Genomic DNA, 20579 nt, shown 5'->3' on the forward strand with positions numbered 1-20579 from the left:
TTAACCGACGCTGTGTTCAAGACTAATGGCGAGGAGTTTCTGGGCTTCAACGGCAAATTCCAGCGGCAGTTCAGAGAACACGTCCTTACAGAAGCCGTTAACGATCATTGAAATCGCATCTTCTTCACTGATCCCGCGTTGCAGGCAGTAGAAAAGCTGATCTTCACCAATACGTGACGTAGTTGCCTCATGCTCAAGCTGGGCGCTGTTATTGCGGCATTCGACATACGGGAAGGTATGCGCCCCGCAGTCCGCGCCAATCAGCATGGAGTCACATTGGGTGAAGTTACGCGCGTTGGTTGCCGTCGGCATGATTTTCACCAGACCGCGATAGCTGTTCTGGCTGTGACCGGCAGAGATCCCTTTGGAGATGATGGTCGATTTGGTGTTTTTACCGATGTGGATCATCTTGGTGCCGGTATCGGCCTGCTGATGACCGCTGGTCAGCGCCACGGAGTAAAACTCACCGATGGAGTTGTCGCCGCGCAGAATACAGCTCGGGTATTTCCAGGTAATGGCGGAGCCGGTTTCTGACTGCGTCCAGGACATTTTGCTGTTTTCGCCTTCGCACAGCGCACGCTTGGTGACGAAGTTCAGAATACCGCCGGTGTTACCGTCGCCCGGGAACCAGTTCTGTACCGTAGAGTACTTCACTTCCGCATCTTTATGGATGATGACCTCCACCACCGCCGCGTGCAGCTGGTAGCTGTCGCGCACAGGAGCGGAGCACCCTTCGATGTAGCTAACGTAGCTGCCTTCATCGGCCACCAGGATGGTGCGTTCAAACTGGCCGGTTTTTTCCGCGTTGATGCGGAAATAGGTCGAGAGCTCCATCGGGCAGCGCACGCCTTTCGGCACGTAGATAAAGGTACCGTCTGACGCCACCGCCGCATTCAGTGCCGCGAAGAAGTTATCGTTACTGGGTACCACGGTGCCAATGTACTTTTTCACCAGCTCCGGGTGATCGTGAATGGCTTCCCCGAAGGAGCAGAAAATAATCCCCTGCTCCGCCAGTTTTTCACGGTAGGTGGTTGCCACCGAGACGGAGTCAAAAATGGCATCTACCGCCACCTCTTTGCCTTCGCGCACGGGCACGCCGAGCTGATTGAACGCCTCTTCCACCTCTTTACTCAGGAAGCTGTTCTCGGCACCGGTTTGCTGTACCGCACCGGGTTGCGAGGCGCAGGTATCATCACAGCTGCCGCAGGAGGGCGCAGAGTAATAGCTATAATCCTGATAGTTCAGCTTATCGTAATGCGCTTTCAGCCAGTGGGGTTCTTCCATCTCCAGCCACGCGCGGAATGCGCTCAGGCGAAACTCCAGCATCCACTCTGGCTCGTTACGTTTCGCCGAAATGGCGCGCACGACCTCTTCGTTGATGCCTTTCGCCAGTTCATCGGTTTGCAGCTGCGTGAAGAAACCCTCTTTATAGTTGAGGTGTCCGCCGCTCCAGGTGTTTACATCACTCGTTGCTTCAGTATTACGAGACATAGTACCGCCTATACCCCAAAGCTTTCGCCGCAGCCGCATTCGTTCTGGGCTTTCGGGTTATGAAATTTGAATAACTGGTTTAAACCTTCCCGAACGTAGTCGACTTCGGTTCCATCGATAAACGGCATCGCCTGTAGTGCGACGTATAACTTTGCACCGTCGGTTTCAAAGACCAGATCGTCCTTTTCAGGTTCGGTTACGGTATCCAGCACGTAGCCAAATCCCGCGCAGCCAGTCTGCTTAACGCCTAAGCGTACGCCGAGGATGTCGGGATTTTTTGCCACCAGCTCATGAATATGCGCCGCCGCCGCGGGCGTCAGCGTTAAGCCACGCCAGGCAAAATCGGCCGGATTGAAGGTTTCTGAATGCAGTTCCATAGGTCCACCTCATCTGATAAGCCACCAGGGCATAACACCATGTTAGTGATAACGATTATCACTTCAACCCCCTGCGAGCAGGGGCTTTGGGCTAAACCGCCCTTTTTGGCTACTTTCATTAAGCATAGACCCTGTGACGGGATGCGGATGGGATGGTTAGATTTGTTCAATGCATTGATAAATAATGCATTTCATAAGAAAGGCGGTAAGGTGGCGGGCAATGATAAAAATTGTATTGGAAATACCTATTTTTAAGATAGCTAAAGTACACCCAGGCGCCATATACATTTTTTACGTATGCCTCCCCCTTAAGACAGGTTCTTTTTAATCCTTTTTTGCCTTACCTGGGCGCGCATAAAGACGTTTGATGGATAAGTTAACCATTATTTATCAGTCTGATAGTGGTTAAATTCCGATCATGATTAATTACATAAACTCATCCCTTTTCGGCGTAATGTTTCCCTTGTTAACCATTTATTCAATAAGGGATTAAATTATGTGGAATGCCCATAAAGCCGCAGTTCATGCTCGCCAGCATGCAGGTCAGTATAGCCAGAAAAGATGTGCAGAATTTGTTTCGAAATCCATTCGCGCCGGCGGTGCTAATCTACAGAACACGCATTATGCTAAGGATATGAAAAGCAATTTAATTCTGGCGGGTTTCCACCAGGTTTACGGTGAGCCTGTTGAGGGCGATGTGGCGGTGATCCAGCCCACTGCGCACCACCCATATGGCCACGCTTGCATCTATGGTGGGAACGGCGTCTGGTACTCTGATTTTGTTCAGCGAACAATGTATCCGGGAAAGGAATACCGGGAATTAAAGCCAGCATATGCAATTTACAGGCATGACTGACATGAAAAAAATAATTCTGGCGATCCTGCTTCTGCCCACTCTCGCATCCGCTGCACAGAAGTTCCCCCCTGAGGTATCCGCTGCCCTTCAGTTTAATAAGTGGTACATCTCGCAAATTATTATCGGGAAAGAGCCCCTGAAAAACTATGAAGCGCTGAGGCCATATGTAACCCGCGAAACTATCAGCAAACTCAAAGCCATGGATAAGCTGGATCCAGATGAATATGACGTGCCTGACGTCGATATGTTCATCAAGGCTCAGGGATATGAAGATGACTGGGGCATCGTCAGTGCGCGGGCGCTGGATTACGATGCCGCCTGTATGCAGGTTTATATCTCATTCGGCAAAAAGCGGGATCACACCGTGATTGACTGCATGGTCAAGGAAGATGGCGTGTGGAAAGTTGAATCCGTGGCCAGTATGAATATTTCAGACAACCTGATGATGGAATAAACCGACGATATGACAGGGGTACTGATGCTATGCATCTTCGCGGATACCCCTGTCGTATCGCCAGAAGGCAAAATCCCGCACTGGCGGTTTACCGTTGGCCCCCTTAACATCAGTGATGGATCGAAACGGCGAAACCCTGTTCACGCCAGTGGTCGAGCTGCTCCTGTTGACGAGGCGTAGGCGCTTTACCGGTCCAGACGAAGATTTTTTGCCCGGGGAAGAGTTCAGGACGTGGAGAATCAATCGGCTCAGCCAGCACGTCGATATGCCAGCCTTTGTAGGCAAGACGGGCCGCTTCCAGCCACAAATGCGTACGGTCGTCGCACTCCCACCCAATCAGCAGCGCATCCTTACCTGCTTTTTTTCGCGACTCACCCAGGCTTGCAACGGCAAACTCAATCAGGACACCGTCCAGCAGGCTCGCCATGTGACGCACCGTATTCTGGTCCTGGTTCATTCGCTGCCGCACAGGGGTGATGATGTTATCTATCAGAACATCCATCGCATGGTCACGGCGGAACTCGCCGATTTTGGCGCGCAGTTTTGCCGGGCTGGCATAGCGCAGAACGGTTAACATCTCTTCCTGAAACGATGCCCAGTTCCCCTGAGTCATCACTTCTGTATTTTCAAGAAGCGCTTTTACTTTACCGACCGAAACACCCGTTTTCATCAGGCGTTTGATCTCTTCGATACGCAGGATATCTTCATCGTCAAACTGACGATGGCCCCCTTCGCTTCGCTGCGGCTTCAACAATCCATAACGGCGCTGCCAGGCACGCAACGTAACGGGGTTGATACCGCATCGTTCGGCCACTTCGCCGATACTGTAATAGGCCATTAACTCCCTCACGCACAATACTTCCATACCTAACCAAACCAACCTTATCAGATTGTACAAATCATTTGTATAACTAACTCCTCGTTCTGAGACAAGTGAATGGCTCAAAGAACCACTCACTCGTTAATATATTGTTGTATAAATTTAGCCGTACGTACAGGTCACTTTTAACAGTTACGTACAGGTTTTTTATAAATCGTACTTTTTCTCGGGCCAGGCAATCGCCGGAATGCCCCCCAGACGCGGGCTGGCGAAAAGGTGACCCTGGAACTGAGAAATCCCGGCAGATTCCAGCCACATCCACTCTTCAGCTAGCTCTACGCCTACCGCACAGAACAGAATTTCCAGGGAGGCGCAGCATTTAATGATTGACTGAATGATTGCCTGACGCGGGCCGCTCTTGTGCACGTTAGCAATCAAATCACGGTTGATCTTGATTCTGTCCGGCTGGAACTGGGCCAGCAGTTGCAGACCGGCGAATCCCGCGCCAAAGTGATCGATGGCCACGCTGATCCCGGCGCTTTTAAGCTGTCTGACCGCGCTGGTGAACTCTTCGAAGCGCGAGATCGCCTCGCTCTCGGTGAACTCGACCACAATTTGCTCCGGCACAAAACCGTTCGCCTCAATTGCCGTCAGTAAAAAATCGACGGCGCCAGGAACATTGACCAGCGTCATCGGCAACAGATTAATGGACAACGTTTGAGTCTGTAGGCCCAGCGCGCTGGCCATCGACAAAGCCACCTGCTTACTCTTCAGATCCGATTCGTACAGCGCCTCACGCGACAGGTTGGCAAAGTAGCTTTCCGGGGACTCACCGGACGGCGTGCGGATCAGGGCTTCCCAGGAAACCACCTGCTGCATAAACGGATCGACGATAGGTTGAAATGCGAAACTACAGTCCGCGCCCTTTGCCACTACCGTTGGCTGGGAGGATAATGGCGTGTTTTCGGTGACAAACTCCCAGGCGTCAGCCGGAGGCAGCTCAAAGTAGTTGGCTTTTTCAGTGGCCTCAACGAAGGTGCGGAAAAATTGTAGGGCGCGATCGTTATAGGTCAGCTGATAGCGGGTTGTGCCTTTATCGAGTACCTTTTGTAGCACTTCGTCGGTGTCGTACTGACGAAGGTCAAAGAGCTCCATACCTACGTTGCCAAAACGTCTTGAAGGCCCGTGATCGCTTAATAATTCGACCACGTTGTGATGCCGTGGGTCACGGCAGATGAGCTGATAGATCTCCTTAACGTTATCAGCGGGCCCTTCAAGTAACTGAAAGAAGTGTGTGCCGTTAAACAGCAAAATCCCCGTCACATCGAACTGGCGATTTCTACAATTTGCAGCAGCGACCATGTCTTCCAGCGCTTTCACTGGAACGTCCTCGCAGATATGACTGCGGTAAATAATGGTTGTGAGCATGCTAATCCTGAAGATTGAGGGGGTGACCACGAAAACACGTGGGGAGAACTCTGTTATAGCACATTAATTACCCAATAAATAATTTACATCTCAACAATTTACATGTCTTCTTTGCGCCTTTTCCGGGCTTGTACAACTCTGCAACGCCACTTCGAATTGTACAATATATTTTGTGAATTTAGCAGTAAGCTGTATACATATAACCATATGATAAATATATACTTTATCAAATATATTATAAAATATTTAAAAAATTGTACATTTTTAATGTACAGATTTTAAAATTATGTATACCTTAAATGTAACGTTACTGATTACGAAAATTTACAGGAGCGAAACATGCAGCAGAACGGACACCTCGCAGACACAGCAACAGCAATTGCGCAGTACTTCGAAAAAGCCGCGCTTCCAACCCAACAGGAAACATTGGGTCAGGTTGTTGTTGAAATCCTTAGCGACGGGCGGAATCTGAATCGCAAATCGCTCTGCACAAAACTGTTAAGTCGCCTTGAAAAGGCCAATGGCCCGGAAGAGGAGCATCATTATCACATGCTTCTTGGCCTGCTCTTCGAACGTTAATGTTATGAACAGCAGTGATGCGGACAGACTGATCGACCAGCTTATTGGAGAAGCCGCTCTTTCACTTTTGAAGGAGCGCGGTCCTGTAACGACCGAGGGATTGGTTCAGCGTCTGCGTAACATGCAAGCCTGTGAGACGGATCCCCAGCGGCGGGAGACATTAGCGAGGGTGATAGCTGAAATCAGCTCTGGCACGGTCGCTTTTAAAGGTCGCAGAACCGCACAAGGACGAATTCAGAGAGAGGGATCTCTCAAAAATAACCGAGACAATGTAGTGCCGTTATTTGGAAATGGAAAACCGTCCGATCCCAAAAAGATACATTGACTACAACTTTACAGCTACGGTGAGAACAAATGAGACAAAATATTCAGCTTCAACCCGAATACCACTCCGCCTTTTTAGATAGCGCGTTGTCGGAGTATTTCCGTCACGCAGGCGATCGCTTTGCTGAAGAGTCTGCCATTTTTTCGACTGCGGTTCGTTGTGTTCTTGCTTCCGAAGGTCATCTGACCAACAAAGCGATCATTCTCTGGCTGATCCAGACGCTGGAATCCACCGACGATGTCGTTAAGGCGGATGTGATCCGCAAGACGCTGGAAATTGTCGTCGGTTACACCATGGACGATCTTTAACGCCTCTCTCTTCCCATCTCTTCGGATAGCGTGTCATCGTCAATTCTGACGAACGGACTGACGATGACACGCCCTCTCTCCTCTAACGCCCTGTTAATCAAGCACGCCGAATGTGGCATGGATCCTGCTTAGTCCGCTAAGGGACTGGGCTTTCCAGTAAACATTGCTTCATTTCTTAACAGGTCTGTTATTGATGAAAAAAATCGCCAGCGTCTGCCCGTACTGCGGTGCAGGCTGCAAACTTAACCTCGTCGTTAAAAATAATCGGATTATCCGTGCCGAAGCCGCTGATGGCGTAACTAATCAGGGCACGCTTTGCCTGAAAGGGTTCTACGGCTGGGACTTTCTTAATGATACTCAGCTGCTTACCCCCCGCCTGACGCAGCCCATGATCCGCTACAGCAAAGGCGAGGCCTTTACCCCTGTTACCTGGGAAGAGGCCATTCGCTATACCGCTTACAGGCTTAAAAGCATTAAAGAACAGTACGGCCCTCGGTCCATTATGACCACGGGTTCCTCGCGGGGAACGGGCAATGAGACCAACTATGTGATGCAAAAATTTGCCCGTGCGGTGCTGAATACTAACAACGTCGACTGCTGCGCCCGCGTCTGTCACGGTCCGTCCGTTGCCGGTTTACAGGAGACCCTCGGCAACGGCGCCATGAGCAATTCCATTAACGATATTGAAAACTCAAAATGCCTGCTGGTATTCGGCTATAACTGCGCCGACTCTCACCCCATCGTCGCCCGACGCGTGCTTAAAGCACGTGAAAATGGCGCTAAAATCATTGTCTGCGATCCGCGTCATATTGAAACGGCACGCATTGCCGATCTTCATCTTCAGTTAAAAAATGGCAGTAACATGGCGCTGGTCAATGCCTTTGGCTATGTCCTGCTTGAAGAGGAATTGTACGACAAAAACTACGTTGCTCGCTTTACAGAAGGGCTTGAGGCGTACCGACTGACGGTAAAAGATTACGCACCCGAGCAGGTTGAACATCTGACGGGGATCCCCGCGCGGGATGTTCGTCAGGCAATGCGCATGTTCGCAGCGGCGCCTTCAGCAACGGTGATGTGGGGAATGGGCGTCACGCAGTTTGGTCAGGCGGTCGATGTGGTGAAAGGTCTCTCCAGCCTGGCACTGCTGACCGGCAATCTGGGCCGCCCTGCCGTCGGCGTGGGGCCGGTTCGCGGGCAAAATAACGTTCAGGGCGCCTGCGATATGGGTGTTCTGCCCAATATGTTTCCCGGCTACCAGGACGTCACTGATCCGGCGGTCAGACTGAAATTTGCTGATGCGTGGAAAATCAATGTCAACCGGATGGACGATCGCGTCGGAACGCGCATCACCGAAGTGCCGCATCTCGCGCTGGAAGGTAAGATCAAAGCGTATTACATCATGGGGGAAGATCCGCTTCAGACAGAAGCCGATCTGGGTCTGGTCCGCCGCGGCTTTGAGGCGCTCGATTTTGTGGTGGTTCAGGACATCTTTATGACCAAAACGGCAGAGCTGGCTGACGTGCTGCTCCCTGCCACCTCATGGGGAGAACACGCCGGTGTGTTCACCTGTGCCGATCGCGGCTTTCAGCGTTTCGGCAAAGCCATTGAGTCCAGCGGCAATGTCAGGCGCGACTGGGAGATCATCAGCCTGCTGGCCACGGAAATGGGCTATCCCATGCATTACGAGGATAACCAGCAGATCTGGGACGAAATGCGCGAGCTGTGCCCCCTCTTCTACGGCGTGACCTACGAAAAAATGGGCGAGATGGGTCACGTTCAATGGCCGTGCCCGACGCTGGATCATCCCGGTACGCCGTACCTGTACAAAGATAATCAGTTCGATACCCCGAGCGGTAAAGGGCAGCTCTTTGCCGCACCGTGGCGCGCGCCAGCGGAAATCCCGGATGCGGATTTCCCGCTGGTGCTCTGTACGGTCCGCGAGGTGGGCCACTACTCCTGCCGCTCCATGACCGGGAACTGCGCGGCGCTGCAAAGCCTGGCCGACGAGCCGGGCCGGGTGCAAATTAACCCGGCCGACGCGGATGAACGGGGGATTGCCGAAGGCCAGCTGGTCTGGGTACGTTCACGCCGGGGTAAAGTGATCACCCGCGCCAGCATCAGCGAGCGCATCAATGCGGGAGCAATCTATATGACCTACCAGTGGTGGATTGGCGCCTGTAATGAGCTGACGCAGGATAATCTCGACCCGATCTCCAGAACGCCGGAAACGAAGTATTGCGCCGTGCAGCTTGAGGCAATCGAGGACCAGCGCTGGGCGGAGGATTTTGCGGCTTCCGCGTACCAGACCATGAAGACGCGGTTGATCGCTGCGGTTAACGTTTAAATGCTTGCCGGGTGGCGGCTATCGCTGCCCGGCCAGCTATCCGCTGCCGTTTCAGGCTATTTGTTGTGCATAATTATTTTCCAGGTAATCGCGAAGCAGGTTCGGCCGGCTCTTTTTCTCCATCAGCCTTCTCAACAGTACGATCAGCTCGTAATCGCTTCGCAGATTAAATTTTTGCATCATCATATATTTATGGGTAAAGACCGTTTTTTCGCTCATCTCCAGCGCCTGAGCGGTCTGCACTACCGACAGCCCTCGGTAAAAATTGACCAGAATACGAATTTGTTGCCGGGATAACCCTTTATGCTGGCAGTCGAAACAGGTCTTTTTATTCCAGGTGTAACCCGGTAATTGCGTCGTGAACCACGCAATAAACAGAACGCCGCTAATACGATCAAGCGATGCCCGGCGAGGAAGAAAAATAATGTCCTGAAAGCAGGAAGGCAGCGCCGAAAAGCGCAGCTCATCGTCGACGAGACCTATCACAATGCCTTTTTGCCGGGCCAGTAACTCCGGAAAACAGGTCAGCGTTTCCCCCTGACATAATGAAAGAACAATAATATCGGCCTGGCTGACGTTTTCATTGGTCAGCGCCAGGTGAAAAGTGATGGAGCGATGAAAGTTATGCTTAAAAAAATCTTCGAAAAAGCTCTGTAGCCCAGCCTGAAAAAACAGATCCGTTTCCTGAATCAGAATATTTAACATAGTTCACACCAACGTCTTTAAAAGGCTTATTACCGGCATTCAGTTGTACTGCATCGTCATCACCACAACCGCACTGATGCTTCCCGGCGTGGCGCCCCCTGCCATGGATTTTACCGAGGCCAGCATAGCCAATGTCGCGGTTCTGTCCGCGGCAATGGTCTGGGTCATGCTGGAGCCTGTTCCTTTAAGCGCACCGGTTTGGGCATCGCGCATGGCTATCGCCACATGCGTGGCCGAACCGCTGTTCATAAAATAGTCCGCGCCCGCCTCGGGATCGGGGCTGCCGGTGAAAGCGACGGTCACACTCTGCGTTCCCGTTGGGCACTGGGTAAACAGCAGACTGAAAGGCACCGGATCCGATGTTGAGCCCGGCGTCGCCATATTGGTTGCCTGAATATTGCCCAGATTGACATCGAGGCTGTTATTGCCGCCATTAAATATGCACGGCGACGCCACGATATTTCCCGTCACACCGATATTGACGCTATCAGCGGAGCATACCTTCCCGCTGAGTAAGGCAAGTAACAGCAGTGTCCTGCATCTTATTTTCATCTTCTTACCTGCTACTGATAGGTCAAATTAAGGGTAGCGGAGGCATTCGCTGAACCTGACTCCACGCGGGTTAACGTCTGGTAATATCGGGCCGTTAATGGCAACGTCTCTTGCCCCCCGGCAGACTGTCGCAAAAACAGTCGGCTGTTCATCACCAGCGGTGCACCGTTATAGATAAGCTGCACCCCCACCCCTTTCGCAGTGCCGGCATTTCCCTGCCCGGTTAAGGCCATCACGCTGGTATTGGCGCTGTCCGGATTCTGTATTCCACTGAGCGAGACCGTAATATTGGTTCCGGCGGCGCAGGTTAAGCCCAGGTTTTGCGTGTTCTGTGCTCCCGCTGGCGTGGTGCCCACCACGGTGCCGAACGCCGAAGCGGGAATATCCCCTATCGGAAACGTAAGCTGGGCCGTATTCACCGTGCACGCCAGGGCATTGATGTTGCCGGAGGTGAGCTGCGTGGTCAGACCGTCACGGTAGAGGCTGTCGCTTCCCTGAAGCGTCACGACGCCAATCACCCCCGGGGTTAATGCCCCCGATGAGACCGGGCCGGTCACCACCAGCTCAATCCTCCCGCCGTACCAGTCCACATAGGAGGTCTGCGCATTGTACGAGAACGTATTGCTCGGGTTTTCAAAATAGCCGTTGGAGGAAAAGCGTATCCCTATCCCGCTGACGTTCGTGTTGTAAACATGGTTGCCGTAGCTGCTCAACGTGGCGCTGTTGTAGCGCATGCTGAATCCCAGCATCAGCGGATTCGTACACCCGGTAAGATAGGAGCCTGTGGCTGACGCCGCGCCGGAAAATACCACCGTGCCGACAGGCGCATCGCGCTGCACGTTGATCGTCCCCACGGACAGGGTGGAAAGCTGCGGGGTGATGGTGGTGCAGGTACCGGCACGAGCGATACTTCCCGCCGCGAGCAAACAGAGCAGCAGCATCGTGTTAAGACATTTCATGTTAGCGTTCCTGACGGCAGGTGGCGCGCATATCAGCGATCCCACCGTACATTGAGTGATTCGGCAGCGTGAAATCAGCGCGGCATTGCTGGCTGGATTGACTTCCCCATGTGGCGACTAACGTTCCCTGCTCGCGCATCCCGGTTAAATAGACCTGACCGCGATCGCCGACAATAAAACTGCCGCTTTCATCTCCCACAAGGGTGACCACCGCCCCAAACGGAACGGCGCGGTCGTTGTCGGTCAAGGTCATCAGCACCCGGCGACCTGACTTCGGCAGATAATCGGCTCTCACCACCGCTCCCCGCGTCGGCGTCACCGTGCGGGTGTTGATCTCCAGCTCGACATCGTCCGGCATCGTTTCCGGGTCGAGGGTGAGATCGTTTTTCCGGTAGACAGAAAGGTTGCTCACGACCGTATATCCGCGAAAATCTGTCCGTACACCGGGCTGATTGCGGATATCCACGTCGTGGGCGCCTGGGGCTTTGATTAAGACGCTGGTCTCCCCCAGCGGCTGGGAAAGCGTGATGCCGTCAGCATGGGCGAGAATGCCGCCTTGCAGCCCGTAATTCAGGCGTTCACTGTTTTTATCATAACCATAACCTGCCGTGACTTCGCCATAGGTGCCTTTATAGTCCGCGTTCACGTTGCCGATATTCCCCACGCCCTCTGTGCCATATCCCTGCTGAACGTTCCAGCTCAGGGCACGGTTCTCGAGTGCCACCCCGTTCAGGCCGACGTTATGCGTCGTCCCGTTATTGCTGCTGGCGTTCATGCCATAGTTAGCCCATGTCTGCGGCAAAAATTTATCCAGCGGAATGCTGACGTTGAACGACAGAAGCTGGTCGTGGTCAGCGTTTTTTTGGCTTTTGCGGTTTTCTGACGCTGAGCGGACATTTTTGCTGTAGGTCCATGTCAGGCCATAGCTGATGTTGTGCCAGTAGTTGCTATAGCCGACGCTCCACGAAGCCATCGACTTACCGTCATTCCAGTAATCTTCCCGCGCCGCACTGAGGGTAAGCGCGCCCAGGTTGTCCCCCAGCGTCTGGCTCATCGTCAGCTCGGCACGGTTACGTCGCCTGTCCTGAAGCGCGCTGCTGTCTCCGTACGAACCGAGGACGTCCTGCATCCCGTAATAGCCGCGGGTCGAGTAGCGATACCCGGCAATCGAAAAGTTGGTTCCGGTAGTGATAAAATTCTTGCTGTATCTGGCCCGCCACGACTGACCGTTTGTTTTCGCGGTATGCTCCGGCGTTGACCAGCCCAGGGTGACGTCTGCGGATACTGCCCCGAGATCGCCCATGTTCTTGCCCATCCCCAGAGCCGCCGACTGGTACTTATCTGCCCCCTGGACGCCGCCATAGAGCGTGATGCCGTGAGGGAGGCCGTAAATTCCGGTCAGTTGCCCGAAGGGGGTTTTCTCCACGCTACGGTTATACGAGCGATACTGCCCGGCGGTAAGGGCATATTTCAGGCGCCCCTCCCGTTGCAGGACCGGCAGCGAAGCGTACGGCAGGGTGAAATGTTGCTCACTGCCATCGGCTTCGACGATCGTGACATCAAGATCGCCCGCGCCGCCGGTGGGATACATATCCGCGATCTCAAACGCGCCCGGCGCCACGTAGCTTTGGTAGATTTGATAGCCATTCTGACGCACCACGACCTGCGCGTTAGTTCGCGCAATACCGCGCACCACCGGCGCATAGCCTTTCAGGGAATCCGGCAGCATATCGTCGTCGGACGCCAGCTGGACGCCGCGAAACGGCATGCTGTCAAAGACATCGGCAGGCGCGGAACTGTCTCCGAGCGTAAGCTGGGCTTGCAGGGGAATAATCGCGCGCTGCATCAAGGTGTAGACGTTGTCCCACTTATCCTGGCCGGACGCATCGCGGGACCAGGTGGTGTAGTTGCGTAACCGCCAGGGACCGACGTTGATCCCCGGCCGCAGGTTTGCATACTGGCTGTCGCTGCGGGTGCCTGCCCCGCTTCTTGCCCGGCTGTTTGCCCCGCTCAGGCTGTAGTTGAGCATGGCCGCGGTAATGCCTTCATCCCACATATCCGGCGGAACGTAACCTCTCGCTGGCAGGTCTATGGCCGCCTGTGGGATGCTGATCGCCAGGCGCTGGGCGCCAAACTGGAAATCCGCGCTGGCCTGTGGAATCGCCCTGAGATCGGCGCATTCTCCTTCCGCGGCGTCGAGCTGCGGGAAAAGCGCCGTTTTCACGCCCCACGCTTTTAACTGCCCGATACTCAGGCACGGCTGCAACGTTTCACTGCCGTTAGCATCCTTCACTGCCATGAAACGAATATCCCGCGTTTCCAGCAGCCGATCGTCAAGAATAATATCAACATGGTATGTCCCGGGCGCCTGCGAGCCGGATTCAAAGGCAGATAAATCCGCTTTCCCCATTCCGGGATTATCCAGCTCAACCAGTTCCGTATTAAACGTCTCACTGGCATACAGTGTGGGAGAGACACCAGCAAGCGCGAGGGCAATAAATATTGCCAGGCGCGCAGGCTGCATTGTATTCAATGCCGTTGTCATGACGAGCACCTGATTAACGCGTAAGGATCACAAACTGGCCCGGTGTAATTCACCAGGGCTGCCATAATCGTTAATGACTTTAAACGTCAGCGTATTGCCACTGGTTCCATTCGGTAACGGGAAACGGGCTGTGCCCGAAGGCATCACATACGTGACATCGTCAAGTTTCTTATTACCCAACGTAATTTCATTGAAATTGATAACGTACGGCGTTGGGTTATTAACCAGAAGGGTATTTCCCGCACGACGCCAGGTTAATTTATTGGCCTGCTCCTCGGGGGTAGACGCACGAAGAGCCTCTGGTCGATAAATTAATTTGATGCGCGTTTTGACGGCAATTTGCAGCGAGTTCATCTGCTTAGAGGCTGACGGAATAGCTTTGATGTTCAGCCAGAATAAACTCTCCTGCTCTTGAGGCAGAGAGCCTGTCATGACAATACGCTCGAGGTTTTTTTGTCCGCCGTTCAGCCGATACAGCGGAGGAGTAATAATAAAAGGCGCTTTACCCGATTGTTCATCCTGAACATCTATCCACGACTGAATTAAATAAGGACCGTTATCAGGATTCGTAATATTTATTGACGCTTCTTTTTTAGCTCCATCAAAAATAACACGGGTGCCGCCAATAATTACTCCTGCACTGGCGGATGTTAACGTCAGCGGTAACAGCGCCATAACCAGGCCCGTTGTGGTGATAAAACGCATTTTTTTACCTCATAAAACAAGGGGCCAGGCGGCCCCCTGCTAATTACTGCCATTAACTTAGTTGTACACCACAGAGAAGTTCGCGACCGAGTTAGCCGGGCCCGCGGTAACGGATGCCGCGGTGGAAATATACTGCGCGTAGAAGCTCAACGTATTATCAGCCGTACTGCTGAGTGCGTAGGTATAGCTGTTGCTGCCGTGCAGCGGCAGATCGGCTTTATCTGCCGTCATCAGGTTAATCGCCACCCCGGTAGCCGCTCCCGCCACGGACGTATCAATCGCCAGCAGGCTGGCGTTGGTTAAATCCGGCGTGCCATCAAAACGGACTTTTGCATTGGTGACCGTTACCGGACAGTTTTTCAAAATAATATTAAACTGCGTCGCAGCCGTTCTCGCCCCGGTTGTCGGGAATTCCGTTTTATAATAATCGCCCAATACCACCACCTGATTCTGGGATGCCACATCAACGTCGCAGGCAGAATCCAGAATATTTCCGTTAAAATTAACGGTACCGGCCGCTGCCAATGCATTGGTCATAGTGAGTACAGAACCTGCCGCTAACATTGCCATCATCAATTTTTTATTCATAATTTTATATCCCGTATTACTCTATTTATTACCGACATTCAGTTGCAGAAATTAAACCCCTTCCGACGAGTCAAAATTTATACAACTCCTTTTCCGCATACAATCAATTTTGAGGTCTAGCTGTAGACCCTCTTTTAACAAATAAAAAACATATTCACTCGGGAATAGCTTAAGAATAATGTCCACAGTCTACTTTTAGACCTGAACAAAAAAAGTTGCAATTTCAATTAATTAACACTTAAAAAAAGATAAGTCTATAATTAGACTCGCTGCTAACATTCCCTGACCTGCTGTTTTTTAAGATAATTCTTTATGCCGATCAAAAAATGATCGCATCAGTCAGTGAGGTCTCAAATGAATACCCGATTCGCGCCTGAGTCAGAAATTGATAAATCAACAGTGCTCGGCGCTAAGCCTTTTAAGCACATTGAAAAAATAATCGATAATGTTTTGCCGCATGCGGAGAGAGGCATTATTGCCAGAGGAGAAATTATCCATTATTGCTCCGGCGATACCCGTCAATGCTTTTTACTGTTGCATGGCAGCGTGGCGTTGCACCGTCGCGGGGACGGTATCGTCTTAAATTCTGAATCTGCGCCATTTATACTCGGCGTGAGCAGCCAATTATCTTCTGAGCACCTGTACGTCAGAGCGCTGGAAACCTCAGAGGTGGCCAGCGTTTCGCTGGCGCGTTTCAATCATGTTGTCGCACAACAGAATTTATGGGAGCACTTCTCAAACCTGCTGATCTATACCGCATCGCGCGTTTACGAACATTGCGCCCAGATATCGCAAATGTCGGCTTATGACATTATCCGCTTTCAGCTGGTTGAGTTGATGCAGGAGCCGGAAGCCATTAGACAAAACATTACCGCCGCAGCCTATATCAAAAGCCGCACCTATCTTTCACGCAGTGGCATTATGCGGATCCTCGCGGAGTTGCGGACGGGGAAATACATCACCATGGAGCGTGGCGTTCTAGTAGAGATCCATCACTTACCCCGTAAATACTGAGGCTGTATTTATCTCTGGAGAAGGTGGAAAAGAAGAGCGACACTATAGAGAGTACAGTCTCTTTCCAGGTTAACGCTATGTCTTCTGACAAACCATCGCATCGCGGATCTCCCTATGCTCAGGAACTGATTTCTCATTTACAGCCGCACTGCACCACGCATAAAACCGATCCCTGCGAGCAACTTGATCTCCAGGTAAACGGGCAGAGCATGTGTTATTTAATTCTTGACGGCACGGTCGCCATATACAGAAGAAGCGACGACATGATGCTTTCGACGGCGCGCAGTCCCGCCCTGTTTGGCCTCGCTAACCTGACGGACATCTATTTTACCGACTACCTTCGAACGGTAACGCCTTGCCTGATTGGTGTGCTCACGACCGAGCGGGTGGCTGAAATTATCAAAGAGAAGGCGCTGTGGGGGCTGCTTTCTAATCATCTGATGTTTGTCTATAACCGGCTTTATCACAACGTCATGCCGAAAGGCGCGCCAACCGCGTACGAGATGATTCGCCAGCAGCTCGTGCTGCTGATGCAGGAAGATGACAGCTACCGACGTAGCGTGACGGCGGAAAGGTATATCAGGGATAAAACCCAGCTTTCCCGCAGCGGCGTAATGCGGATCCTGGCTGACCTGAAAACGGGCGGGTTCATCGAAATGGAAGAAGGCCGGCTGATTAAAATTAATAAACTGCCTGCCAGATACTGACTGTCAGACACAAAAAAGGCCGCGCTTGCGGCCTTTTCTTCACTGCTTAATGGACGTGAACGCCCAACCGCCAGGCAAAGTAGATCTCTTCTTTCAGTTCGTTTGAAGAGAGCGCCAGCAAATCCGTAAATTCCAGCTCAAGCTGTTTCAGCTTTTTCAGGTACTGCGCGGGAGACAGATTGCTTTTATCGCGACTTAAATATTCAATTGCCAACTGTGTTGGGGTTATTTCAGTATCCATGATGTCCTCGCTTATGTTCAAAACGTGACCAGTATATCACAATCAGGCGGCTAATTTTTGACCAAAAGCAAGACATCCGGAAACTTTACACAACGGCCGTCGTCAGCCTTGATGAACAACACAGGCGATCCTGCTCGTCCAGGATATCAATCTGCCACACCTGATGGCGGCTTCCGGCATGCAGCGCCCGGCAGACGCCGCGCACGCGCCCGCTGCGAACGGAGCGGATGTGGTTGGCATTGACCTCCAGACCCACCACCTTCTGCTCTCCTTCCGTACACAGGTAGCCCGCCACCGATCCCAGCGTTTCGGCCAGCACGACGGACGCGCCGCCGTGTAACAGGCCAAACGGTTGATGAGTACGGCAGTCTACCGGCATCGTCGCTTCCAGTTCGTTGTCGCCAATGCGCGTGAACTGGATGTCCAGCAAACCGACCATGTTCTCCGCGCCCATGGCATTTAAGGCCTCCAGCGTGACCGCACGTTTCCAGATCATCCGATAATCTCCAGTAAAGCCTGCAATGGATGGCGGACGCCGTTACCTTCTACCCGTTTCACCTGGCTGCGGCAGGAGTAGCCCGTCGCCAGACAGCGGTTGCGTGGCAGGCGCTGCATCGCCTGATGCCATGACAGCTCGTAAATGCCGAGCGAATTAGCGTGGTTTTTGACTTCATGGCCGTAGGTTCCGGCCATACCGCAGCAGCCCACGTTGACGCTTTCCAGCTTCGCGCCAAACCGGGAGAAGATAGAAGCCCACTGGGCAGGCGCCGTCGGCAGCGCCGTCACTTCGGTGCAGTGTCCAAACAGGTACCAGGATTCTCCACTCACCTCCTGAGGGGGCGTTTGCGTCAGCACCGCAGGCAGCCATTCGTGTACCAGTAAGACCTGAAAATCACCGCGCTTATCGCCGAGCGTCTGCTTATATTCGTCCCGGTAACAGAGCACCAGCGCCGGATCGACGCCCACCATCGGCATGCCGAGCTGCGCCACGCGATTCAGAAAATCTGAAGTTTTCTGCGCGGTTTTCGCAAAGCGGGTGAGGAAGCCTTTAATGTGCTGCGCCTTACCGTTCGGCGAGAACGGCAGCACCACCGGCTGGTAACCGATTTTCTCGGCCAGTCGGACAAAATCGGCCACCACCTGCGCATCGTAATAGCTGGTAAACGGATCCTGCACCACCAGCACCACCTTCGCTTTCTGCTCAGGGCTTAATGCTTCCAGTTGTTCCAGGGTCATATTCGCCGAGCGGTGCCCCACCAGCCGACGCTGGAGCGATGGCACCGACAGCAGCGGCAGATCCACCATGCCGATATGTTTTTCAGACAGTTTTCGCACCAGTGGCTGGTTGATAAAGAAGTTAAAGGTTTTTGGCGCACGGGCCATCAGCGGCGCGTAACTCTCCACCGTCGCTACCAGATGATCGCGCATCGGGCGCAGATAACGCGTGTGGTACAGCTGGAGGAAGCGGGAACGGAATTCCGGTACGTCAATTTTAATTGGGCACTGGGTTGAACACGCCTTACACGCCAGGCAGCCGGACATCGCCTCTTTCACCTCATGCGAGAAATCGTATTCGCCTTTGTTCGCATGCCAGCTGTTGCGGGTGCGTTCGATAAGCCCGCGCAGGCTGGCGCGTTTTTCCGGCAGCTCCTGTTCCAGCTTGAGCGGGTCAACGCCGCGGTCGGCCAGCAGGCGCAGCCATTCGCGCACCAGCGTGGCACGCCCTTTTGGGGAGTGGATGCGGTTGCTGGTGATTTTCATCGACGGACACATCGGGCTTTTCACATCGAAGTTAAAGCACAGCCCGTTGCCGTTACACTCCATCGCGCCGCGCCAGGAAGCGCGTACCGCAATCGGAATTTGGCGGTCATAGGTGCCGCGCTTAACGGCATCCACCTGCAACATCGGCGCATCAACGCCCTCTGGCGGGCAGATTTTTCCCGGATTGAGGCGGTTATCAGGATCGAACGCGGCCTTCACCTTACGCAGCTCGGCGTAGAGCTGTTCGCCAAAAAAGGCCGGGCTGTACTCGGCGCGGAACCCCTTACCGTGCTCGCCCCACAGTAAACCGCCGTATTTGGCCGTCAGGGCCACAACCTCGTCGGAGATCGCCTTCATCAGGATCTCCTGCTGCGGATCGCACATATCCAGCGCCGGGCGCACGTGCAGCACGCCCGCGTCAACGTGCCCGAACATGCCATAGCTCAGACCATGGCTGTCGAGCAGCGCGCGAAACTCCACGATATAATCCGCCAGATGTTCCGGTGGCACGCAGGTATCTTCCGCAAACGGAATCGGCTTCGCCGCCCCTTTCGCGTTGCCGAGCAGCCCCACCGCCTTTTTACGCATCGCGTAGATTCGCTCGATGCCGGAGAGATCGTTACACAGCTGCCAGCCAATGACGCCGCCTTCCCCCTGCGCAATCAGCTCGTCCAGACGCTGGCAGAGCGTGTTTACCTGGCTCTCAATCAGCTCTGCGTCATCCCCGGCGAACTCGACGATGTTCAGGCCGAGCATCTCTTTATCCGGCACGTCGGTAATCAGTTCGCTCACCGAATGCCAGACGATATCCTCCCGGGCCAGGTTCAGGACTTTTGAATCGACGGTTTCCACCGACAGCGCCCGCGCCTCCACCATAAACGGTGCATTACGCAGCGCGGAGTCAAAGGAGTTGTATTTGACGTTCACCAGACGGCGCACCTTTGGCAACCGGGTGATATCCAGACGCGCTTCGGTGATGAAGGCCAGCGTCCCTTCTGACCCGGTCAGTACGCGGGTAAGATCAAACTGGCTCATATCGTCATTGAAGACATGTCGCAGATCGTAGCCCGTCAGGAAGCGGTTTAGCTTCGGGAATTTGTCAAGGATCAGCTCGCGATTTTCGCGGCAGCGCTCCAGCACGGTGCGATAAATCCGTCCGCTGGTGGTGCTCTCTTTTGCCAGCGTTTCGGCCAGCTCGATCGGCATCGGTTGGGTATCGAGGATATCGCCCCCCAGCAGCACCGCCCGCACACCCATAACGTGGTCGGAGGTTTTGCCGTAGACCAGTGAGCCCTGCCCCGAGGCATCGGTGTTGATCATCCCGCCAATGGTCGCGCGGTTACTGGTGGAAAGCTCCGGCGCAAAAAAATAGCCGTAAGGTTTCAAAAACTGATTCAGCTGATCTTTGATCACCCCCGCTTCCACACGCACCCACCCCTCTTCCGGGTTGATCTCAATGATGCGGTTCATATAGCGGGACATATCAATGATGATGCCCTGGTTCAGCGCCTGCCCATTAGTACCCGTCCCGCCGCCACGCGGGGTAAAGACCAGGGAGCTGAAACGCTCCTGCGACGCCAGACGGGCGATGAGCGCCACATCGGCGGTAGAGCGCGGGAAAACGACGGCATCGGGAAGAAGCTGGTAAATACTGTTATCGGTCGCCATCGTCAGCCTGTCGGCATAATCGGTAGCGGTGTCACCTGTAAAACCCTGTTGCTCCAGTGCCTGCAAAAAATTAAGCACCAGCTGAACGACGCCCGGTGCCTGAGAAATCTGTGGGATCATTGCTGTCGACCCTAATGAGAATAGTGTGAAAT

The 20579-nt window shown here is 53.4% G+C and carries 21 protein-coding genes; 8 read left to right on the forward strand and 13 right to left on the reverse strand.

The features are described 5' to 3' along the window. Together sufB and sufA are read right to left on the reverse strand one after the other, a co-directional pair. Entirely contained in the window at positions 1 to 1491 is a 1491-nt protein-coding gene (gene sufB / locus ACOTX4_RS10090; protein ID WP_003857739.1) for a Fe-S cluster assembly protein SufB, read from the reverse strand. Positions 1492 to 1499: 8 nt separating this feature from the next. Beyond that, positions 1500 to 1868, reverse strand: coding sequence for a Fe-S cluster assembly scaffold SufA (sufA, locus tag ACOTX4_RS10095; protein WP_003857741.1), 369 nt, complete (start codon positions 1866 to 1868; stop codon positions 1500 to 1502). Positions 1869 to 2364: 496 nt separating this feature from the next. Here sufA and ACOTX4_RS10100 point away from each other — a divergent pair, with 496 nt between their 5' ends. Next, the gene (locus tag ACOTX4_RS10100; protein ID WP_032653321.1) at positions 2365 to 2724 is read left to right on the forward strand and encodes a hypothetical protein; all 360 of its coding nucleotides are present in this window, start codon (positions 2365 to 2367) and stop codon (positions 2722 to 2724) included. Position 2725: 1 nt separating this feature from the next. After that, a complete protein-coding gene (locus tag ACOTX4_RS10105; RefSeq protein WP_017384630.1) occupies positions 2726 to 3178 on the forward strand; it encodes a DUF3828 domain-containing protein in 453 nt (150 codons plus the stop codon). A 109-nt stretch (positions 3179 to 3287) separates the two neighbouring features. Here the strand turns inward: ACOTX4_RS10105 and ACOTX4_RS10110 are convergent, their stop codons facing one another. Both ACOTX4_RS10110 and ACOTX4_RS10115 read right to left on the reverse strand, forming a co-directional pair. Next, a complete protein-coding gene (locus ACOTX4_RS10110) occupies positions 3288 to 4016 on the reverse strand; it encodes a MerR family transcriptional regulator (protein ID WP_003857744.1) in 729 nt (242 codons plus the stop codon). Between the two features lie 189 nt (positions 4017 to 4205). Further along, positions 4206 to 5426, reverse strand: a complete 1221-nt coding sequence (locus ACOTX4_RS10115; RefSeq protein ID WP_003857746.1) for a diguanylate phosphodiesterase — start codon at positions 5424 to 5426, stop codon at positions 4206 to 4208. A 339-nt stretch (positions 5427 to 5765) separates the two neighbouring features. On the opposite strand from ACOTX4_RS10115, the gene ycgZ reads away from it, so the two are divergent. The 4 genes from ycgZ (at position 5766) to fdhF (ending at position 8982) form a co-directional block, all read left to right on the forward strand. Further along, positions 5766 to 6005: a regulatory protein YcgZ gene (ycgZ, locus tag ACOTX4_RS10120; protein WP_003857747.1), complete on the forward strand. Its 240-nt coding sequence runs from the start codon at positions 5766 to 5768 to the stop codon at positions 6003 to 6005. Positions 6006 to 6009: 4 nt separating this feature from the next. Further along, entirely contained in the window at positions 6010 to 6330 is a 321-nt protein-coding gene (locus ACOTX4_RS10125) for a hypothetical protein (RefSeq protein ID WP_032658210.1), read from the forward strand. 29 nt (positions 6331 to 6359) lie between these two features. Beyond that, positions 6360 to 6638, forward strand: coding sequence for a biofilm/acid-resistance regulator YmgB/AriR (locus ACOTX4_RS10130; protein WP_003857748.1), 279 nt, complete (start codon positions 6360 to 6362; stop codon positions 6636 to 6638). A 193-nt stretch (positions 6639 to 6831) separates the two neighbouring features. Beyond that, positions 6832 to 8982 (forward strand): formate dehydrogenase subunit alpha, encoded by a 2151-nt coding sequence (fdhF, locus tag ACOTX4_RS10135; protein ID WP_023315944.1) that lies wholly within the window; start codon positions 6832 to 6834, stop codon positions 8980 to 8982. A 51-nt stretch (positions 8983 to 9033) separates the two neighbouring features. Here fdhF and ACOTX4_RS10140 read toward each other — a convergent pair whose 3' ends face one another. Genes ACOTX4_RS10140 through ACOTX4_RS10165 form a run of 6 tightly spaced genes read right to left on the reverse strand, consistent with a single transcriptional unit; the run spans position 9034 to position 15036 of the window. Further along, the gene (locus tag ACOTX4_RS10140; RefSeq protein WP_023324523.1) at positions 9034 to 9687 is read right to left on the reverse strand and encodes a helix-turn-helix transcriptional regulator; all 654 of its coding nucleotides are present in this window, start codon (positions 9685 to 9687) and stop codon (positions 9034 to 9036) included. A gap of 39 nt (positions 9688 to 9726) precedes the next feature. Next, positions 9727 to 10239, reverse strand: coding sequence for a fimbrial protein (locus ACOTX4_RS10145; RefSeq protein ID WP_023315942.1), 513 nt, complete (start codon positions 10237 to 10239; stop codon positions 9727 to 9729). A gap of 11 nt (positions 10240 to 10250) precedes the next feature. After that, positions 10251 to 11198 (reverse strand): fimbrial protein, encoded by a 948-nt coding sequence (locus tag ACOTX4_RS10150; protein WP_045332084.1) that lies wholly within the window; start codon positions 11196 to 11198, stop codon positions 10251 to 10253. Position 11199: 1 nt separating this feature from the next. Continuing rightward, on the reverse strand, positions 11200 to 13743 hold the full coding sequence (locus ACOTX4_RS10155) for a fimbria/pilus outer membrane usher protein (RefSeq protein ID WP_063937793.1): 2544 nt from the start codon (positions 13741 to 13743) through the stop codon (positions 11200 to 11202). Between the two features lie 27 nt (positions 13744 to 13770). Next, positions 13771 to 14448, reverse strand: coding sequence for a fimbrial biogenesis chaperone (locus tag ACOTX4_RS10160; RefSeq protein ID WP_045332088.1), 678 nt, complete (start codon positions 14446 to 14448; stop codon positions 13771 to 13773). Positions 14449 to 14505: 57 nt separating this feature from the next. Beyond that, a complete protein-coding gene (locus tag ACOTX4_RS10165; protein WP_022650915.1) occupies positions 14506 to 15036 on the reverse strand; it encodes a fimbrial protein in 531 nt (176 codons plus the stop codon). A 354-nt stretch (positions 15037 to 15390) separates the two neighbouring features. On the opposite strand from ACOTX4_RS10165, the gene ACOTX4_RS10170 reads away from it, so the two are divergent. Together ACOTX4_RS10170 and ACOTX4_RS10175 are read left to right on the forward strand one after the other, a co-directional pair. Further along, positions 15391 to 16050, forward strand: coding sequence for a winged helix-turn-helix transcriptional regulator (locus ACOTX4_RS10170; RefSeq protein ID WP_003857763.1), 660 nt, complete (start codon positions 15391 to 15393; stop codon positions 16048 to 16050). A 77-nt stretch (positions 16051 to 16127) separates the two neighbouring features. Further along, positions 16128 to 16757: a helix-turn-helix domain-containing protein gene (locus ACOTX4_RS10175; protein ID WP_023324519.1), complete on the forward strand. Its 630-nt coding sequence runs from the start codon at positions 16128 to 16130 to the stop codon at positions 16755 to 16757. 46 nt (positions 16758 to 16803) lie between these two features. Here the strand turns inward: ACOTX4_RS10175 and ACOTX4_RS10180 are convergent, their stop codons facing one another. The 3 genes from ACOTX4_RS10180 to ydiJ form a co-directional block, all read right to left on the reverse strand. Beyond that, the gene (locus ACOTX4_RS10180; RefSeq protein WP_045332092.1) at positions 16804 to 16998 is read right to left on the reverse strand and encodes a YdiH family protein; all 195 of its coding nucleotides are present in this window, start codon (positions 16996 to 16998) and stop codon (positions 16804 to 16806) included. A gap of 85 nt (positions 16999 to 17083) precedes the next feature. Further along, positions 17084 to 17494, reverse strand: coding sequence for a 1,4-dihydroxy-2-naphthoyl-CoA hydrolase (gene menI, locus ACOTX4_RS10185; RefSeq protein WP_003857767.1), 411 nt, complete (start codon positions 17492 to 17494; stop codon positions 17084 to 17086). Next, complete coding sequence (gene ydiJ / locus ACOTX4_RS10190; protein ID WP_045332094.1) at positions 17491 to 20547, reverse strand: D-2-hydroxyglutarate dehydrogenase YdiJ; 3057 nt, start codon at positions 20545 to 20547, stop codon at positions 17491 to 17493. Before ydiJ ends, menI begins: the two co-directional genes overlap by 4 nt. Positions 20548 to 20579: the final 32 nt, after the last annotated feature.

Source organism: Enterobacter cloacae complex sp. IR5459, from assembly GCF_049238005.1.
Taxonomy (GTDB): domain Bacteria; phylum Pseudomonadota; class Gammaproteobacteria; order Enterobacterales; family Enterobacteriaceae; genus Enterobacter; species Enterobacter hormaechei_C.

Coding starts and splice junctions, on each gene's coding strand:
- sufB (WP_003857739.1), bottom strand. CDS start 1,491: ATGTCTCGTAATACTGAAGCAACGAGTGATGTAAACACCTGGAGCGGC.
- sufA (WP_003857741.1), bottom strand. CDS start 1,868: ATGGAACTGCATTCAGAAACCTTCAATCCGGCCGATTTTGCCTGGCGT.
- ACOTX4_RS10100 (WP_032653321.1), top strand. CDS start 2,365: ATGTGGAATGCCCATAAAGCCGCAGTTCATGCTCGCCAGCATGCAGGT.
- ACOTX4_RS10105 (WP_017384630.1), top strand. CDS start 2,726: ATGAAAAAAATAATTCTGGCGATCCTGCTTCTGCCCACTCTCGCATCC.
- ACOTX4_RS10110 (WP_003857744.1), bottom strand. CDS start 4,016: ATGGCCTATTACAGTATCGGCGAAGTGGCCGAACGATGCGGTATCAAC.
- ACOTX4_RS10115 (WP_003857746.1), bottom strand. CDS start 5,426: ATGCTCACAACCATTATTTACCGCAGTCATATCTGCGAGGACGTTCCA.
- ycgZ (WP_003857747.1), top strand. CDS start 5,766: ATGCAGCAGAACGGACACCTCGCAGACACAGCAACAGCAATTGCGCAG.
- ACOTX4_RS10125 (WP_032658210.1), top strand. CDS start 6,010: ATGAACAGCAGTGATGCGGACAGACTGATCGACCAGCTTATTGGAGAA.
- ACOTX4_RS10130 (WP_003857748.1), top strand. CDS start 6,360: ATGAGACAAAATATTCAGCTTCAACCCGAATACCACTCCGCCTTTTTA.
- fdhF (WP_023315944.1), top strand. CDS start 6,832: ATGAAAAAAATCGCCAGCGTCTGCCCGTACTGCGGTGCAGGCTGCAAA.
- ACOTX4_RS10140 (WP_023324523.1), bottom strand. CDS start 9,687: ATGTTAAATATTCTGATTCAGGAAACGGATCTGTTTTTTCAGGCTGGG.
- ACOTX4_RS10145 (WP_023315942.1), bottom strand. CDS start 10,239: ATGAAAATAAGATGCAGGACACTGCTGTTACTTGCCTTACTCAGCGGG.
- ACOTX4_RS10150 (WP_045332084.1), bottom strand. CDS start 11,198: ATGAAATGTCTTAACACGATGCTGCTGCTCTGTTTGCTCGCGGCGGGA.
- ACOTX4_RS10155 (WP_063937793.1), bottom strand. CDS start 13,743: ATGACAACGGCATTGAATACAATGCAGCCTGCGCGCCTGGCAATATTT.
- ACOTX4_RS10160 (WP_045332088.1), bottom strand. CDS start 14,448: ATGCGTTTTATCACCACAACGGGCCTGGTTATGGCGCTGTTACCGCTG.
- ACOTX4_RS10165 (WP_022650915.1), bottom strand. CDS start 15,036: ATGAATAAAAAATTGATGATGGCAATGTTAGCGGCAGGTTCTGTACTC.
- ACOTX4_RS10170 (WP_003857763.1), top strand. CDS start 15,391: ATGAATACCCGATTCGCGCCTGAGTCAGAAATTGATAAATCAACAGTG.
- ACOTX4_RS10175 (WP_023324519.1), top strand. CDS start 16,128: ATGTCTTCTGACAAACCATCGCATCGCGGATCTCCCTATGCTCAGGAA.
- ACOTX4_RS10180 (WP_045332092.1), bottom strand. CDS start 16,998: ATGGATACTGAAATAACCCCAACACAGTTGGCAATTGAATATTTAAGT.
- menI (WP_003857767.1), bottom strand. CDS start 17,494: ATGATCTGGAAACGTGCGGTCACGCTGGAGGCCTTAAATGCCATGGGC.
- ydiJ (WP_045332094.1), bottom strand. CDS start 20,547: ATGATCCCACAGATTTCTCAGGCACCGGGCGTCGTTCAGCTGGTGCTT.